The 17,467-nt window shown below is 67.9% G+C and carries 11 protein-coding genes and 1 riboswitch; of the genes, 3 read left to right on the plus strand and 8 right to left on the minus strand.

The genetic code is table 11. The features are described 5' to 3' along the window. Positions 1-174: 174 nt before the first annotated feature. The 4 genes from QLQ15_RS00885 to QLQ15_RS00900 all read right to left on the minus strand — a co-directional run bounded on the left by QLQ15_RS00885 (position 175) and on the right by QLQ15_RS00900 (position 6,552). Positions 175-2,436, minus strand: a complete 2,262-nt coding sequence (locus QLQ15_RS00885) for a tetratricopeptide repeat protein (protein ID WP_283210985.1) — start codon at positions 2,434-2,436, stop codon at positions 175-177. After that, positions 2,433-4,469 (minus strand): DUF3857 domain-containing transglutaminase family protein, encoded by a 2,037-nt coding sequence (locus QLQ15_RS00890; RefSeq protein WP_283210986.1) that lies wholly within the window; start codon positions 4,467-4,469, stop codon positions 2,433-2,435. Before QLQ15_RS00890 ends, QLQ15_RS00885 begins: the two co-directional genes overlap by 4 nt. Positions 4,470-4,562: 93 nt before the next feature. Further along, positions 4,563-5,201, minus strand: a complete 639-nt coding sequence (locus tag QLQ15_RS00895; protein WP_283210987.1) for an HAD hydrolase-like protein — start codon at positions 5,199-5,201, stop codon at positions 4,563-4,565. Positions 5,202-5,376: 175 nt separating this feature from the next. Continuing rightward, positions 5,377-6,552, minus strand: a complete 1,176-nt coding sequence (locus tag QLQ15_RS00900; RefSeq protein ID WP_283210988.1) for a phosphoglycerate kinase — start codon at positions 6,550-6,552, stop codon at positions 5,377-5,379. 197 nt (positions 6,553-6,749) lie between these two features. Next, a riboswitch (cobalamin riboswitch) is annotated at positions 6,750-6,967 on the plus strand. Positions 6,968-7,265: 298 nt separating this feature from the next. Between QLQ15_RS00900 and QLQ15_RS00905 the strand changes: the two genes are divergently transcribed. Both QLQ15_RS00905 and QLQ15_RS00910 read left to right on the plus strand, forming a co-directional pair. After that, positions 7,266-9,629, plus strand: coding sequence for a ribonucleoside-diphosphate reductase subunit alpha (locus tag QLQ15_RS00905; RefSeq protein WP_283213897.1), 2,364 nt, complete (start codon positions 7,266-7,268; stop codon positions 9,627-9,629). Positions 9,630-9,774: 145 nt separating this feature from the next. Then, positions 9,775-10,785: a ribonucleotide-diphosphate reductase subunit beta gene (locus QLQ15_RS00910; protein WP_283210989.1), complete on the plus strand. Its 1,011-nt coding sequence runs from the start codon at positions 9,775-9,777 to the stop codon at positions 10,783-10,785. Positions 10,786-10,830: 45 nt separating this feature from the next. On the opposite strand, the gene QLQ15_RS00915 is transcribed toward QLQ15_RS00910, so the two are convergent. From QLQ15_RS00915 to gap, 4 genes are all read right to left on the minus strand, one after another. Beyond that, positions 10,831-12,180 (minus strand): DUF3999 domain-containing protein, encoded by a 1,350-nt coding sequence (locus QLQ15_RS00915; protein ID WP_283210990.1) that lies wholly within the window; start codon positions 12,178-12,180, stop codon positions 10,831-10,833. Beyond that, complete coding sequence (locus QLQ15_RS00920; RefSeq protein WP_283210991.1) at positions 12,177-14,906, minus strand: DUF2339 domain-containing protein; 2,730 nt, start codon at positions 14,904-14,906, stop codon at positions 12,177-12,179. The genes QLQ15_RS00915 and QLQ15_RS00920 overlap by 4 nt, the downstream gene beginning before the upstream one ends. 157 nt (positions 14,907-15,063) lie before the next feature. Continuing rightward, a complete protein-coding gene (locus tag QLQ15_RS00925) occupies positions 15,064-15,483 on the minus strand; it encodes a group III truncated hemoglobin (RefSeq protein ID WP_283210992.1) in 420 nt (139 codons plus the stop codon). Between the two features lie 123 nt (positions 15,484-15,606). Further along, on the minus strand, positions 15,607-16,608 hold the full coding sequence (gap, locus tag QLQ15_RS00930; RefSeq protein ID WP_283210993.1) for a type I glyceraldehyde-3-phosphate dehydrogenase: 1,002 nt from the start codon (positions 16,606-16,608) through the stop codon (positions 15,607-15,609). Positions 16,609-16,791: 183 nt separating this feature from the next. Between gap and QLQ15_RS00935 the strand changes: the two genes are divergently transcribed. Continuing rightward, a complete protein-coding gene (locus QLQ15_RS00935) occupies positions 16,792-17,415 on the plus strand; it encodes an OmpW/AlkL family protein (protein ID WP_283210994.1) in 624 nt (207 codons plus the stop codon). Positions 17,416-17,467 lie beyond the last annotated feature (52 nt).

The following is a 17,467-nucleotide window of genomic DNA, read 5'->3' on the forward strand; positions in this document are numbered from 1 at the left end:
GCCGACGCTAGCACAGCTGCCTGTCATTTCGGATTGAACGCATCCGCAAGCCCGCCATACCGCGGCGCATCGCACGAAGTGGTCTGAAATCACCCGCCCGAAAGCAGACCATTGCCTGTCCCGAGGCCACGCACGCGGGCGCAAGGACGCCGCGCGTGCGCGAACGTCGCGTGATCAGGGCACTGCCGCTTCGTCCTCCGGACTGACGTAGACGCGTCCGGACCGGTAAAGCGCCAGCCGGTCGCGGAAGCCGTCCGCCATGGCCTTGAAGCGCGCGCCATCCGCGCGTGCGAGCACATCCAGGCGCTCCACGGCCTTCGCTTGCAGGTCGGCCGCCTGCTGGTAACGCCCCACGGCCGCGTGGCAGGCGGCCAGTGTGTCCTGCTCCGGCAGGTCGAGCCCGGCGGGGTCGCCCATCTTCTCGGCCGCGGCCATGCCACGCGCGGCGTCGCGTGCATCCGGATAGGGCGAGGTGCACCACGCCCAGGCCAGCTCGTTGTACGCCCCGTCGTGGCCGGCCTCGATGCTCTGGTTCCACAACGCTATGGCCCTGGCGCGCGCCTCGGGCGTGCGCTTGCCGTGGTACAGCCAACTGCCATACGCGATGTAGGCGCGCTCTTCCTTGGCGTCCAGGGCGCGCTGGATCCACTGCTGCCCCCTGGCCTCATCGACCTTGCCGAAGTCGCCGCGGAAATAGCCCATCGCGAGCTGGGTCTGCGACAGCGCATCGCCGCGCTCCGCGTCGCCCAGCAGCCACTTCTGCGCCTGCGCCGGATTCTTTGCCATGCCCACGCCATCCACGGCCAGGGCCGCCAGTTCACGACGCGCGCGCGCGGAATCGTGGTAGTTCGCGAGCACCTCATAGAGGCCCACGGCATCCTTGGGTGTGCCGATGTCGGGCTTGTCCAGCAGGTACATGCCCGCCAGGTCGAAGGCCGCCTCGATGTCGGCGATCTGCGTCGCCGCAAAGAGCCAGGTGGCCGCCGAGGTCCAACGGCCGGCCCTGCGATCGTTTGACGACACGTGCCGCATCGCCCAGGGCTCTCCGCCGTGCGCGGATTCGAGGATGAGCCGCTCGCCACGCGCAGGATCGCGATCCGCTGCATCGCCATTGAGCAGGTCGTAGCCCAGCAGCGCTTGCGCGCGTGGCGCGCCCGCCGCGGCCGCCTTCTCGAGCCAGCGGCGGCGCTCGTCAGCCTGCTGACGCTGCCCGAAGTACTGCGCCAGCACCGAGAAACCAGCACCGTTCCCATTCTCGGCAGGGTCCGCGAGGAAGGCGATGTCCGAGGCCGACAGTTCCGCCTTCCGGTCGTCCACCTTGCGATACAGCGCCAGGCGGCGGGGCACTCGGCTGCCGCGCTCCTGCATGCGATCCAGACGCGTCTGCAGTGCGGCCGGATACGGCCCGTCGTCCAGCAGATCCCAGGTCATCGCGTAGTGCCCGGCTGCCCCTGGCCACCACTGGTCGGCGCGATCGAGGAGCTTCATCGCGGCCACTTCGTCACGCTCCAGCCCGATGCCGCGCGCGTACGCGAGTGCGAGGAGCACGGTGGGGATCGCCTCCTCCTTCTCCGCGCCTGACAACAGCGGCTCCACCAGATCGTCCGCGCAACCCTTGAAGGGCGATTTGTCACAGACGAGCAGCCAGGCCGACAGCGACACGACGCCGCCCTGTTGCGCCGCGGGCTTGAACGCCGCCACCTTCGCGCGCGGGTCAGCCGCCTCGTGTGCTTTGCGTGCGGCCATCAGGTCGACATCGGACGTGTCGCCCGCCTCCGCCCACGACTTCACCATGGTGATGGAGTAGGAGTGGCGCAGGGCGACGTTGCCGAAGACTTCGTTGTCGCGGTCGAGCGTGTAGATCGTATCGATGGCATCGAACGCGTAGTGGCGCTCGGTCTTCGTTTCCGGATCCCAGGCCGCGGCCACGAACGGCAGATAACGCCTGGGCCACAGCTCGGTGTAATAGAAATAGCTGGTCTGCAGACCGCTGGTCACCAGCAGTGCGACCGCGTCGGCCGGGGCCAGGATGCGGATCGGGTGGCTGACGGCCGGATCGCCCGATGATTCCAGAGCGTGGCGCGACAGCGCGGCCAGCGCCGCGAGTTCGCGGTCGGCGCCCGCATCGTCGCCCAATGCCTGCGCGCACAGGAACGCGACACGCCGGATCGCGATGCTGATCGGCGCATCCTGCACGGCCGTTGCCAGCGCGCCCTGCTGGCTCGCGCACCGCTGCGCATCGACCTTGATGGCGTCGTACCCTACCTCGTCGAGCACGTTGAAGGCGTCGAATCCTTTCTTCAGGTCGCCCTTCGCCAGGAACTGCTGCCAGGCCTTGTCCGCATCGAACTTCGGCGGCGCGGCCGCGAAGGCCGGGGTACCGAACAGCAGCGCGGCGAATGCGATCGTTAGCCGGCGGTGGAAACGTGCGCTCATGGCGTGGAGCCCTCGTCGATGACCCCACGCAGCAGCGCCTTCAGCCGCGCTTCGCGGTCATCGCGCTGCAGCTGCGTGGGAACCTGGAACCTCAGCTTGGCCGACAGGCTGTCGCGCACCTTGCGCATCTGCTGCACGTGCGCACTCACCTGCTCGGCGGTGAGTTCCGGCTGCAGCACCTTCATGTCGTAGACCACGTCCACCCTGGCGCCGTCGACCCGTACGCCGCGCCGGTAGTCGAAGCCGGGCGAGGCGAACCGTTCGTCCTCGTTGCCGAACACCGGTCGCCACTGTGGCGGCAGTGCGACCTGGATCCGGTGCGAATACTGCTTCGGTTCGCCCAGGTACAGCGGTCCGGTGCGTTCGACCGTTGTCGGCAGGCTGGTCGCGCGCGACAGGCTTTCCGCCATGACCTCCAGCGCCCGCCCCCCGCCCTCGCTCTCGAAGGGCGCAAGCAGGCGGTAGCTCTCGAGCATGGTCAGGCGATTGCTGTCCAGGTCATCCTGCACCCTCGGCGGCTGCTGCACCTCGACCTCGCCGAAACGCTGGCGGTAGAAGTCGGCGTAGCGGCGCGCGACGTCTTCCAGGCGCTCCCGAGCCATCATGCGGCGCGAGTAGTTCGCGCTGTCGCCTTCGTACAGCGTGCGCACTTCCAGCAACGCCGCGCGACCGTCGGCAGCGGGGCGATAGAGCTCCTCCACCGTCACGCTGTTGTGGGCATTGCGCGGCCGCGCGATCGGCTGCAGCGCGGTGATGCCGGCCGCGATGGGCAAGGCATGGCCGTAGGCGCTCTGGTCGCTTTCGGACGGATTGCCGCCTTCGGAGGTCAGCGTCGGGTCCACCCATACCGTCGCGTTGTCCACGCTCGCGCGAACGATCACGTGATCGAACAGCGAGGCCGCCGGCAGGTACTGTGCGACGGCCTGACCGCGATCCGCCGACACGAGCGCCGGCTCGGCACGGATGCCCATGCGTGCCAGCACCGTCGATAGCAGATAGGCCTTGTCCTTGCAGTCGCCGTAGCGTCGCGTCCAGGTTTCCGCCGGCGGCGTCGGACGGTGCGTGTTGTCGCCCATCTCCACGCCGAAGTAGCGTACCTGCTCCTGCACGGCGCGCAGCGCCGCCTTGAGCCGTTGCTCGTCGCTGCCGAGCTTGTGCCAGCGCGCGATCTGCGCCTCCAGGTCCGGCGGCAGCGCATCGACCTTCGGGTACAGCGGCAGCGCCCACGCCACCACGTCCGCCCAGCTGCGCCTGGCAGCTGCCTGCACGTGCGGATACGACCGGTACCAGCGCGGGTAGTCGCTCTCGTCGACATAGGCCGGCACGGCGTGGACCCGTGCAGTCGCCTCGACGCGGTCGGCGAAGGAGCGCACCTGCGGTTGCGGGGCCTTGCCCTCGCTGTGCACCGCCACGTCGGTGCCCGCATCGAAGATCGAACGGAAACGCATGTCCAGGGTCGGACTGCGCCAGCCCATTGGCATCGCCGTTGCGGTGTTGCCGGCGAGTACCGGATTGGTGCCGGTGATCGTGTAGCTGACCCTCACCACGTCGTCCACGCGCACGTCGTCGAGCACGATCAGTGCGGTGACCTGTCCGTCGGCGAGGTCCTGCTCGAAGTCGGTCTCGCGGCGCGCCAGCGAAATCCGCTCGGGCGCCAGCCGCGACAGCCAGCGACCACCGCGGCGCAACTCCACGCGATGGATCTTCAACTGCTGGTATTCCGGATTGAAGGAGATCTGGTATCGACCGGCCTCGCCCAGCAGCGTCGCGGACTTGGGCTCGAAGACGTAGTCGACGTAGTACGCGTCCTGGCCGCGGCGGTTGTCGATCTGGAGGTCGTACAGCCAGAAGCGCCACGGCGCGTCGCTGGCACCGGGCGCGGCCGGATCCCATTGCGCGGCGATCTCGGTGCGCTCGACGAAGGCCGGTTCGCCCCCTACCGAAAAACGATACTCGCCGCGCACGTGCTGCGTATCGGCGGCCCACGCTCCACCAGCCAGCGCGAGCGCCAGCAACCCCCACCAAACCCGCATGCGGATCCCCTCGTTGTCCCGCCGCCGATACTAAGGATTCAGGGAGCGCGACCACAACCGGCGGGGAGTGCCTCCGCGCCCGCCGGCGCCGCGTCAGGCCGCCAGCAGCGCGGCCAGTTCGCGCGGCGACGACGCCAGGTGCAACGCGCCGGCCTCGCGCAGTTCGGTTTCGCCGCCGAAGCCCCAGAGCACGCCGACGTTGCGCATGCCGTGGTGACGCGCGCCTTCGATGTCCATGCGGCGATCGCCGATCATCCAGCACGCGTCCGCCACCAGGTCGAAGCGTCGCAGCGCCTCGGCGATGAGCTGGTCCTTGTGGCTGATGCGTCCGTCCAGCGTGGCGCCGATCACGTCCACGAAGCAGTGGCCGAACGGGAGGTGGTCGACGATCTTGCGCGCGTGCGGCTCGTTCTTCGCGGTGACCACCGCCAGCCGATGCCCGGCGGCGTGCAGCGATTCGATGGTCTCGCCGATTCCGGCGTAGACCTCGTGTTCCGCCCAGCCGTGCGTCTCGAAGCGATCGCGGTAGTGCAGCACCGCTTCCTCCACGCGCGCATCGTCGTTGAGCAGCGGACCGAAGCTGGTGCGCAGCGCGGGGCCGATCCAGCGGCGCAGTTCCTCCTGCGGCGGCACGGGCAGGCCCATCTGCACCAGGGCATGTTCGACACAACGCGTGATGCCGACCGCCGAATCGATCAGCGTGCCGTCCATGTCGAAGAAGAGCGTGGTCATGCGTGTGTTTCCTCAGTGCCTGATCTTCCTTCTCCCCTCGCGGGAGAAGGTGGCGCGAAGCGCCGGAAGAGGGGGCGCCGCGCAGCGGCGTTCGGCGGCCCTGCCCCTCTCCCTGGCCGCCTTTGGCGGCCTGTCCCTCTCCCGCAAGGGGAGAGGGGGAACAGCGTGACGATCGTTACGCCGCCCGCGCCTTCAGCGCCGCCACCGCCGGCAGTTCCTTGCCTTCCAGGAATTCCAGGAACGCGCCGCCGCCGGTGGAGATGTAGGACACGTCGCGCTCGATGCCGTACTTGTCGACCGCTGCCAGCGTGTCGCCGCCACCGGCGATGGAGAACGCGCGGCTCGCGGCGATCGCGCGCGCCAGCGTTTCCGTGCCCTTGCCGAACGCGTCGAATTCGAACACGCCGACCGGGCCGTTCCACACCACGGTGCCGGCGGCCTTGATCAGCTCCGCATAGCGCGCGGCGGTCTGCGGGCCGATGTCGAGGATCATGTCGTCCGCGCCGACGGCATCGACGGCCTTGACCGTGGCCGGTGCATCGGCGGCGAAGGCCGGTGCGACGACCACGTCCGTCGGAACGGGGATGTCCGCGCCGCGCCCTTTCGCGTCGGCCATGATCTTCTTCGCCGTATCGATCAGGTCGTTCTCGACCAGCGACTTGCCCACGCCATGCCCCATCGCGGCGATGAAGGTGTTGGCGATGCCGCCGCCGACGATCAGCTGGTCGACCTTGCTCACCAGCGACGACAGCAGCTCCAGCTTCGTCGACACCTTCGAGCCGGCGACGATGGCCAGCAGCGGGCGTGCCGGGTTGTCCAGCGCCTTGCCCAGCGCGTCGAGTTCGGCCATCAACAGCGGGCCGCCAGCGGCAACCTTCGCGAAACGGATGGCGCCGTGCGTGGAGGCCTGCGCGCGGTGCGCGGTGCCGAAGGCATCCATGACGTACACGTCGCACAGCGCGGCGTACTTCTTCGACAGGGCCTCATCGTCCTTGCCCTCGCCGACGTTCATGCGGCAGTTCTCCAGCAGGACCAGCTGACCGGGCTTCACGTCGACGCCATCGACCCAGTCCTTCACCAGCGGCACCTCGATGCCGAGCAGTTCCGACAGACGCTTCGCCACGGGCGCGAGCGAATCCTCCTGCGTCCAGGTGCCTTCCTTCGGACGACCCAGGTGCGAGGTGACCATCACCGCCGCGCCCTTCTCCAGCGCCAGCTTCATGGTCGGCAGGGCCGCGGTGATGCGCTGTTCGGAGGTGATGCGGCCATCGTCGATGGGCACGTTGAGATCTTCGCGGATCAACACGCGCTTGCCTTGGAGATCGAGATCGGACATGCGGACGATGGACATGGATGCTTCCTCTGCTGGCCCTTCGGCGGAAGGGTCGGTGGGGTGATCGGGAGGTGTGGCGACCGGTCCTGCTGCGGTGTCACCGGCGGTCGCCGAGACGGCCATTGTCCTCCGCGCATCCCGCCCGGGCAAATCGCGCCCACATTCCGGATCTGCGGTTATCCACAACATTTTGCGTTGACTGATGCGCGCACCCCCACTATGTTGTGCCCGTCGGTGCCGACTCCTCGCGGGTCGGATTAAAAGGGAAGCCGGTACGGACGAAGGTCCAACTCCGGCGCTGCCCCGCAGCGGTATGGGAAACGAAGGTGGTCATGGCACTGGGCGCACAGCCTGGGAAGCGGCCACCGGTAGGCGACGCGATCCAACGCGTCTCGTCCCGAGCCCGAAGACCTGCCGACAGCCGCGCGTTGCACACCGCGCGGTGACCGGCCACGGAGTCTTCGGAGGGAAGACGGTCGGTGTCGCAGGCGATGGCACTGCCGTCGCCACGCCGTCTCGGTCTGCGCGACACCCCGTTTCCATGCTGATGACTCCCGCGCCCGCGTCGTCCTTCGAGGGAGAGGACGGCCAGCCGTGCGCCCACGCACCGGAGTCCTGCCATGAATGCCATCACCGAAGCGTCCGCCGTCGCGGCGCCCGTCGCCGCACCGAACCGCGACGCGGAACCGTCGCCCGGCTTCGCGCTGACGCCGCCCGCCGCCAACCTCACCATGACGGTGACCAAGCGCAGCGGCCGCCGCGAACCGGTGGACCTGAACAAGATCGTGCGCGCGGTGACGCGCAACGGCGAAGGCCTGTTCGCGGTCGATCCCATGCGCGTGGCCACGCGCACCATCTCCGGCCTGTACGACGGCGCGAGCACGCGCGAGCTGGATGAGCTGTCCATCCGCACCGCCGCCCTGCTCACCGCCGAGGAACCCGAATACGGTCGCCTTGCAGCGCGCCTGCTGGCCGGCGTGATCGAGAAGGAAGTGGCGGGCATCGAGATCCATGCGTTCTCGCAGTCGGTGCAGCGCGGCCACGAACTGGGCCTGATCAACGACCGCCTGCTGACGTTTGTGCAGGCCAACGCGCGCAAGCTCAACGATGCGATCGACGCCTCGCTCAACCTGCGTTTCGACTACTTCGGCCTGCGCACGCTGTACGACCGCTACCTGCTGCGCCACCCGACCGCGCGCACCGTGATCGAGACCCCGCAACAGTTCTTCCTGCGCATCGCCTGTGCGCTGAGCGAGGACGTGGGCGAGGCGCTCGCGCTGTACCGGCGCATGGCGCAGCTGGACTACATTCCGTCCTCGCCGACGCTGTTCAACTCCGGCACCACGCACGAGCAGCTGTCGAGCTGCTTCCTGCTCGACTCGCCCGAGGATTCGCTGGAGAGCATCTACAAGCGCTACATGGACGTGGCCAAGCTGAGCAAGTTCAGCGGCGGCATCGGCCTGTCGTACACGCGCATCCGCTCGCGCGGCTCGCTGATCCGTTCCACCAACGGCCTGAGCAACGGCATCGTGCCGTGGCTGAAGACGCTGGATGCGTCCGTCGCGGCGGTCAACCAGGGCGGCAAGCGCAAGGGCGCGGCCTGCGTGTACCTGGAGCCGTGGCATGCGGACGTCGAGGAATTCCTCGAACTGCGCGACAACACCGGCGACGAAGCGCGCCGCACGCACAACCTCAACCTGGCCAACTGGATCCCCGACGAGTTCATGCGCCGCGTCGAGGCCGACGGCGAGTGGTCGCTGTTCGACCCGGCGAAAGTGCCGCAGCTGACCGACCTGTGGGGCGAGGCGTTCGAGCGCGCGTACCACGCCGCCGAAGCCGCAGGCCTTGCCGTGAAGAAGGTCAAGGCGCGCGACCTCTACGCGCGGATGATGCGCACGCTGGCACAGACCGGCAACGGCTGGATGAACTTCAAGGACAAGTCCAACCGCGCCTGCAACCAGACCCTGCGCGATGGCAACGTCGTGCACCTGTCGAACCTGTGCACGGAAATCCTGGAGGTCACGTCGCAGGACGAGACCGCAGTGTGCAACCTGGGCTCGATCAATCTTTCGCACCACGTCGAACTGTTCGAGGAAGGCACCGTCCACGGCGAGTCCGGACGCTTCGATTTCGACAAGCTCGCCGACACCGTGCGACTGGCGGTGCGTCAGCTCGACCGCGTGATCGATCTCAACTTCTATCCGATCGAAACCGCACGTCGCGCCAACCTCAAGTGGCGCCCGGTCGGCCTGGGCGTGATGGGCCTGCAGGACGTGTTCTTCAAGCTGCGCCTGCCGTTCGATTCCGACGCTGCGCGGGCGTTGTCGAAGCGGATCGCCGAAGCGGTGTATTTCCATGCGTTGTCGGCATCGAACGAGCTGGCGATGGAGCGCGGACGGCACCCCTCGTTCGCCGACACGCGCGCCGCGCAGGGCGAACTGCAGTTCGAAGCCTGGGGCGTGGCGCCGGAAGATGCCGAACGCTGGGACGGCTTGCGGGCACGCATCGCCGAGCACGGCCTGCGCAACTCTCTGCTCATCGCCATCGCGCCGACGGCGACCATCGCCTCCATCGCCGGCTGCTACGAATGCATCGAGCCGCAGGTGTCGAACCTGTTCAAGCGCGAGACGCTGTCGGGCGACTTCCTGGTCGTCAACAAGTACCTCGTCGAGGAACTCAAGGCACTGGGCCTGTGGACGCCGGAGCTGCGCGACCGCATCAAGATGGCGGAAGGGTCCATCCAGGGCATCGAGGCGATTCCCGAATCGCTGCGCGCCGTGTACCGCACCGCGTGGGAACTGCCGATGCGCTCGCTGATCGACATGGCCGCCGAGCGCGGCGCGTTCATCGACCAGAGCCAGTCGCTCAACCTGTTCATCGAAAGCCCGAACATCGGCCAGCTCTCGTCGATGTACATGTACGCGTGGAAGAAGGGCCTGAAGACCACGTATTACCTGCGCTCGCGCCCGGCCACGAAGATCGCCAAGGCCACGGTGAGCGGCGCGACCGCGCAGGCACCGAAGCCCGAGTACACGCCGACGGAAGCCGTTGCGTGCTCGCTGGAGAACCCCGAGGCCTGCGAGGCCTGCCAGTAACCCCGTTGCTCCCTCTTCCCTCGCGGAAGGGGGACAGGCGCAAAGCGCCAGGGTGAGGGGCGGTTCTCCCTCCCCTGAAGCCCTCCTCTCCTGGCGCTGCGCGCCTCCTCTCCCGGAAGGGAGAGGGCCATCCGAAGGATCCGACATGACCCCGCCCCGCCTGCTCGACCCAGGCTTCGACCTCACCCTGCGGCCGATGCGCTATCCGCAGTTCTACGAGATGTACCGCGACGCCATCCGCAACACGTGGACCGTCGAAGAGGTCGACTTCTCGCTCGACGTCAACGACCTCAAGCACAAGCTCGGGCCGGCGGAGCGCCACCTGATCGAACGCCTGGTCGCGTTCTTCGCCACCGGCGACAGCATCGTCGCCAACAATCTGGTGCTGAATCTGTACCAGCACATCAACGCGCCCGAGGCGCGCATGTACCTGTCGCGCCAGCTGTACGAGGAAGCGCTGCACGTGCAGTTCTACCTCACCCTGCTGGACACCTACCTGCCCGACCCGGTCGCGCGGGCGAAGGCGTTCGACGCGGTGGAGAACATCCCGTCGATCCGCGCCAAGGCGGAGTTCTGCTTCAAGTGGATCGATTCCATCCAGGGGCTGTCGCGCATCGAAACCACCGCGCAGCGCCGCCAGTTCCTGCTCAACCTGATCTGCTTCGCCTGCTGCATCGAAGGCCTGTTCTTCTTCGCCGCGTTCGCCTACGTGTACTACCTGCGCTCGCGCGGGCTGCTGCACGGGCTGGCCTCGGGCACCAACTGGGTGTTCCGCGACGAGAGCTGCCACATGGCGTTCGCCTTCGAAGTCATCCACACGGCGCGCAGCGAGGAGCCCGAGCTGTTCGATGACGAACTGAAGGCGCAGGTCGTGCGCATGCTCGAGGAAGCGGTGGAGTGCGAGATGCAGTTCGCGCAGGACGTGCTGTCGGGCGGCGTCGCGGGATTGTCGCCGAAGGACATGCGCCAGTACCTGCAGTACTGCGCGGACCAGCGACTGACCCAGTTGGGAATGCCGAAGCATTTCGGCGCCACCAACCCGTTCGCCTTCATGGACCTGCAGGACGTGCAGGAAGTGACCAACTTCTTCGAGCGTCGTGTGTCGGCCTACCAGGTGGGCGTGGAAGGCGAAGTGGCGTTCGACGCGGCGTTCTGACGTGCCATTGCCGCGCCGCGCCGTACGCGGCGCGGCACGAGGACCTCACGCGGCGGGACGGCGCAGCAGGCTCAGCGCGAAGCCGGCCACCACCACAGCGCCCAGCACCAGCACGCCCCACAGCAACCAGGTCTTCCAGTCGCGCGGCGTCGGTGCGGGCGTGAGCGCAACCTGGCCGGCGCGCTCGACGGAAGCGCCCAGCGTCGCGATCGCCGGCTGCCACAGCGCGCCGCGCTGTGCGCGCATGGCCTCGATCATGCCCACCAGTTCCGCGTCGGTGCGGCTGGTGCGCGCACTGCCCGCGACCAGCGCGAACGGCCCTGCACCCTGCGCGACGAACACCAGCGCTTCCGGGCGATAGCCCAGGCGCAACTGCGGCGCGTCGGCGTGGTTCGCGCTGCCCAGGGGCGTCAAACGCCACAGGCGCTCGCGATGAACGCCATACAGCGGTTGCGGCGGCGATGCATCGCTGCTTCCTTCCTGCTCGAGTCGGAACGCCATCCACGACGCGGCGGCATCGCGCCACGGTGCGGAGGCATCGTCGCGCACCTGCAAACGCCACTGCCCCGTGCTGTTCCCCGGTAGCGCGACATCGGCCTGCGCCATCGGAAAGCGGCCGTCCAGTTCGAATTCGTAATGCACCGAGGCGTCGGCATCCTGCACGCGCTTTCCGCGAAGCACGCGCCACTGCCACTGCGGTGTTGCCGCGGTCGCCTGCAGTTCGGCGACGACGCCACTCACCTGCAGCGCCTTCGCGTTCGCATCCAGTGGCGCCACGCGCAGATAGCGCGCCTTCGTTCCGTCGATGTCGATGCGATCGCGCAGGATGCGCTGGCCGGCGTTGGAGAGTTCGACCAGGTGCGCACCGTCTGCCACGGTGCGCCAGTCGCGCAGGTCGTCCGAAGCACTGACGCGAACGGGAAGGTCGAATGCCGCCTGCCCGCTGGCCCAGCGCACGCGCAGCGCCTGGATCGGCACCGTCACGTTGCTGGCATCCAGCAGGAAGCCGTTACCCGCCACGGAACCACCGCCGCCGGTACGCCATTCCACACGACGCAGGCTGCCGTCGGTGGCGATCTCGCTGATCGAGGCGATGTTGCGCCCGTCGCGATCGCCGGATGGCAGCGGGAACCAGGGGAGCTCGAGGAACGTCGCGGCCTGCGGGCCGGGCGTGTCGGGTCCGAACAGCGCGGCCGGCACCGGATTGCCCTGTGCGTCGACGACGTCCACGTCGGCCAGCGCGCGCGAGCGCGCCTGCCGGTACACGGCCTCGTCCAGTTCGACGCGATACGCACCGGCGTTGACCGCGCCCAGCTGCAGCGGCCATTGCCGCGCGTATTCGCCACCGGCGTGGGCGGCGAGCGGAAACATCACGAGCAGCAGCAGTGTTCTCATGCAGGTTCGCCTTCCACGGCAGGTTCGTCGGACTCGTCGCGACGCGGCGGCACCGGCGCAAGGTAGCCCACCACGGTGCACAGCAGTCCATAGGCAATGAACGACGCGATGCCGAGCACGTTGCCCAGATTGCTGCGATCCACCAGCAGCAGCTTGGCCAGCACCACGCCCATCAGCACCGCACCGGCGAGCCACAGGCCGCGTTGGCCGCGACGCGAGCCCAGCACCCAGCCCAGCACGCCCAGGACGCTCCACGTCACGCTCAGGCTGGTTTGTGCCAGGCCGGTGGACAACAGGTGGCCGTCCCACGGCACCTGGCCCCAGTGATGCACGGTGCGCAACACGCTGGCCGTCAGCAGCGCGAAACCGGCCAGCGCGATGCCGAGCGAGCGCTTGCGTTCCAGGCCTTCGGGTGCGTGTTGCGACCACAACCAGCAGGCCAGCAGCACCAGCACCGCCAGTTGCGCCAGCTCCAGCGGATTCAACAGCGGAATCCACGGCAACGGCGCGCCGCCATCGGCCATGAAGAGCGCCCCGACCCAACCCGCTGCGAGCACGCCGAACGCGGTGAACAGCAATGCCGGGCGGAAGCCATCGAAGCGCTCTCCCAGTGGCATCGACAACCACGGCCACCGGAACAGCCCCAGCGCCGCAAGCGCGCACCACGGCAACGCAAGGCCAAGCATGCGCCAGCCTCCGGCCAGGTCGAAATACACACCCAGCCACTGCAGCAGCAACGACAATGCCAGTGGCCACACGAGCAGCCATGCGAACTGTGCGTATCCAGCGAGCGAGTGCTCGCTGCGGCGCAGGCACACCAGGCTGCGCACGCCCAGCACCGCATACACGAGCCACGTCCAGGCGGCGCGACCGCCGAAGGGCTGCCCATGAGCGCTGTCCAGCATCAACGCGATCGGACCGGCCGCGACCAGCGCGGCCAGCGTCGTCGCCGCCAGCGCGGTCGCGGGGCGGCGGCGCTGCACTTCGGCTGCCAGCCATCCGGTCACGGCGATGACCACGAACAGCACGTCGACGCGGTACTGCGGATCGACGAAGCGCCCGATCTCGTGGACCGCATTGCCCATCCACCACGCCAGACCCCAGAGGTAGAACGGCAGCGCCACGGCAGACGAGTCCTCCGAACTGCGGCGGAAATTCCACGCGCTGGCGAAACCGGCCAGTGCGATCAGCAACGCGCTCATGAACACCGCGTTGGCGATGGCGATGTCGTCAGCGGCATCCGTACCGTTGAAGAAGGCCACCGCCGCCAGCACCTGCAGCAACGCGCCACTGAACTGCGGGAAGCGGCGGTTCTGGCGCAGGCCCAGCCACACCAGTGCGGCGCCTTCGAGCGCGAACACGCTGGCCGTCGCCCGCGCCGACAGCGCCAGCGGGACTGCGAGGGTCGCGAAGCCCAGGGCCAGCAGCGCATAGTGCGGCGACAGTGCAGCGAAGCTCTCGCGCCGGCGCAGTGCCCAGGCCATCACGGCGTAGATCGCTGCCAGTCCCAGCGCGTTGAACGCGAGCGGCAGGCGATCGCCCGCCAGCAATCCGGCCTGCAGCGAGAACGCCACCAGCGGCGTGCCGAACACCAGGCAACCTTCGACGATGCCGCGACGGCTGATGGGCTGGTGCCGCGCCTGCAGCAATGGAATGACCAGGTACAGCGCGAAGAACAGCAACAGGAAGGGTTCGGTGGTGTCGAACTTCTCGGGGCGGTAGTCGAACACGCCCCACAGCGTGCCGATGCCGAAGGTGAAGGCGAAGCCCAGCAGGTTCAGGATGCGCCACGACTTCCACCACGCCACGCCCGCGATGGCGACGTTGAGCACGGCGTAATACGAGAACAGCGCGACATGGTTGCCGCTGCCCGTGGACAGCCAGATCGGTGCGAGGAAGCCGGCCAGCAGCGCGAAGACGGCCAATGCCTTCGCATCCTGCAACACCGCCAGCATGCCCGCGCCGGCGATCAGCAACACGCTCAACGCGAAGGCGGGCCCGGCCTCGAGCAGTCCGTACTGTTTGAACGCGGCGAACACGGTCAACAGCAGCACGCCGATGGCGCCGCCCTGCAGGCTGAGTGCGAAGCTGCGATGGCTTTCGCGCTTGCGCCAGGCGAAGACCAGTGCGGCCAGTGCGGCACCGGCGATGCCGGCAAGCCGCAGCTCGATCGGCATGCGCATCCAGCCCTGGTCGCTGGCGTACTTCAGCAGTGACGCGACGCCGGCGAACAGCACCAGTACGCCGATCTTCACCGGCACGTTGCCGGTCATGAACCAGCGCTTCACCGCGCGCAGGCCCAGCGTGATGGGGTCGGGTCGCGCGGGCGCTGCCGGCCTGCGCGGTTCCGGAATGCGTGGCGTGGAGGCCGGATACTGACGGTGATCGAACCAGGGCTCCCGGTCGGACGTCGTCGTCGATGGCTCGGGCGGTCGCGTGACCGGCGGGAGTGGCGGCGGTACGTCGCGCACGACCTGCGGCGGCGTGGCAGGCATGCGCACGGGTGCGGGCGCCTGCGAAGGCTGCGCCGTTTGCGGAGGCATGGGCCGCTCGCGCGGTGCGAGGGTTTCTTCGCGCAGCGATGGCGCTGCGTTGTGCAAGGCGTCGAGCTGATCTTCGAGTGCGGCGACCCGCGCCTTCAACCCGCTCAGCGACACCAGCGCAACGATCAGCAGGATCGGCACCAGCAGTACCGCCAGCGCCACCAGCACAAATAGCCCTTCCATGCGGTTTCCCCTCGCCGGGTCGCCGCCGGTTGGCGGTCCATCATCCCGGCTCCCTCCGGACCGCAGCCTCGACGAAACACCCGCGCTTTGCAATATCGGACGTCTTGGACAAATCGACGCCAGACATTGGACGCAGGACTGCGCCGGTTCCGCGGTGTCAGACGGTCGGCAGGCCGAGCGGTCGCGTTCCCGTCTTGTCCATCAGGCCCAGGCCGTAGCGCAGGCTGTAGCCGATCCGGTCGGCGTAGCCGCACACGCGCTCGACGTGTTCGGCGGGCAGCACCTCGCGCGCGGTCTCGCGCCACAGCGCCAGCCAACGGTCGAAGTGTTCGGCACGGATCGGATGCGGCCGATGCGCCGACATCGGATTGCCCCGATAACTACGCGTGCCCAGCGCAACCGAGGACCAGAACTCCGTGAGCATGCGTTTGTGCTCGGGCCAGTCATCGATGGCCGCGTTGAACACGGGGCCAAGCTCCGGCTCCACGCGCACCTTCTCGTAGAAGCGGTCGACCAGGGTCGCCAGGTGCGCCTGGGTGAGCGTGTCGTCCGAAGGGGTGTCGTGCGTGTCGTTCATGGTGCAGGAATGCGGCCGCAAGCCATCAAAAGCAAGGGCCGGTGATGTGCCGGCGAGGCGACTCTCAAAAGCAGAGGGCCGGCGATACGCCGGCCCTTGCTGGATCACACGGTGCGTCGCAGGTTACTTCGCGACGACCTTGACCATTTCGAGGCACTTGTTGGAGTAGCCCCACTCGTTGTCGTACCAGCTGACCAGCTTCACGAACGTGCCGTCGAGCGCGATGCCGGCTTCGGCGTCGAAGATCGAGGTACGCGCGTCGCCGCGGAAATCGGTCGCCACGACCTTGTCTTCGGTGTAGCCCAGGATGCCCTTCAGCGCGCCTTCCGACTGCGCCTTCATCTCCGCGCAGATCTCGGCGTAGGTGGCGGACTTCTCGAGTTCGACGGTCAGGTCGACGACCGACACGTCGGACGTCGGCACGCGGAACGACATGCCGGTGAGCTTCTTGTTGAGTTCCGGAATCACCACGCCCACGGCCTTCGCGGCACCGGTGCTGGACGGAATGATGTTCTCCAGGATGCCGCGGCCGCCGCGCCAGTCCTTGTTGGACGGGCCATCGACGGTCTTCTGCGTGGCGGTGGCGGCGTGCACCGTGGTCATCAGGCCGCGCTTGATGCCCCACTTGTCGTTCAGCACCTTGGCCAGCGGCGCCAGGCAGTTGGTGGTGCACGAGGCGTTGGAGATGATCGCCTCGCCGTTGTACTTGGCGTGGTTCACGCCGTACACGAACATCGGCGTGTCGTCCTTCGACGGCGCCGACTGGATGACCTTCTTCGCGCCCGCGTCGAGGTGCTTCTGGCAGGTTTCCTTGGTCAGGAACAGGCCGGTGGATTCGATGACGACGTCGGCGCCGACTTCGTCCCACTTCAGGTTGGCCGGATCACGTTCCTGCGTCAGGCGGATCTTCTTGCCGTTGATGATCAGCGTGTTGCCTTCGACCTTCACATCGCCCTTGAAGCGGCCGTGGACCGAGTCGTAGCTCAGCATGTAAGCCAGGTAGTCCGGCTCCAGAAGGTCGTTGATGGCGACGATCTCGATCTCGCCAGCGAAGTTCTGCACGGCCGAACGCAGCACGTTGCGCCCGATGCGGCCGAAGCCGTTGATACCAACCTTGATGGTCATGACTTGCAAGCTCCTGCGGCCGCGCCCGGCGCGGCGGGTGGACGGGAAGAACCCGGGGGAGCGCCATTCTATCAGGGGCCGGCGGCCACACCTCACCACGCTGGCCGACGTGAATTGACCATGATCAAGGCAACGGCATGTCGCGACGCCGAGACTGAAGCCCTTCCCAACAGAGGCTTCACCATGCAAAAGACCCTGCTGACCGGCGCCCTCGCGCTTGCCCTGGGCGCCGTTGCCGCGCCCGCCTTCGCCCAGTCCGCCGGCGACTGGACGCTGGGCGTGGGCATCCATTCGGTCGACCCCAAGTCCGACAACGGCAAGCTGGCCGACGGCGCGCTGAAGGTGGACGTCGACTCCGACGTCAAGCCGACCCTCACCTTCGAGTACTTCGTGCGCGACAACCTGGGCGTCGAAGTGATCGCCGCGTGGCCGTTCGAGCACGACATCGCCATCGATGGCCTGGGCACCGTGGGCAGCACCAAGCAGCTGCCGCCGACCGTGTCGCTGCAGTACCACTTCAACAGCAAGGGCAAGGTCTCGCCGTTCATCGGCGCGGGCGTCAACTACACCGCGTTCTTCAGCGAAGACACCCGCGGTGCGCTGGAAGGCACCAGGCTGAAGCTGGACGATTCCTGGGGCCTGGCTGCCCACGCCGGCATCGATTTCGCCGTCAGCGACAAGAGCGCCATCCGCGTCGACGCACGCTGGATCGACATCGACACCGACGTCTCGCTGGAAGGCGTGGACCTGGGTACCGTCAACATCGACCCGATCGTGTACGGCGCCGCCTACGTCATGAAGTTCTGAGCCGTCCCGGCCGTGCGAACGGGCACGGCCGGACATTCTGGGGACGGGTCGT

The sequence above is a fragment of the Lysobacter stagni genome (genome assembly GCF_030053425.1).
Lineage (GTDB): Bacteria > Pseudomonadota > Gammaproteobacteria > Xanthomonadales > Xanthomonadaceae > Lysobacter_J > Lysobacter_J stagni.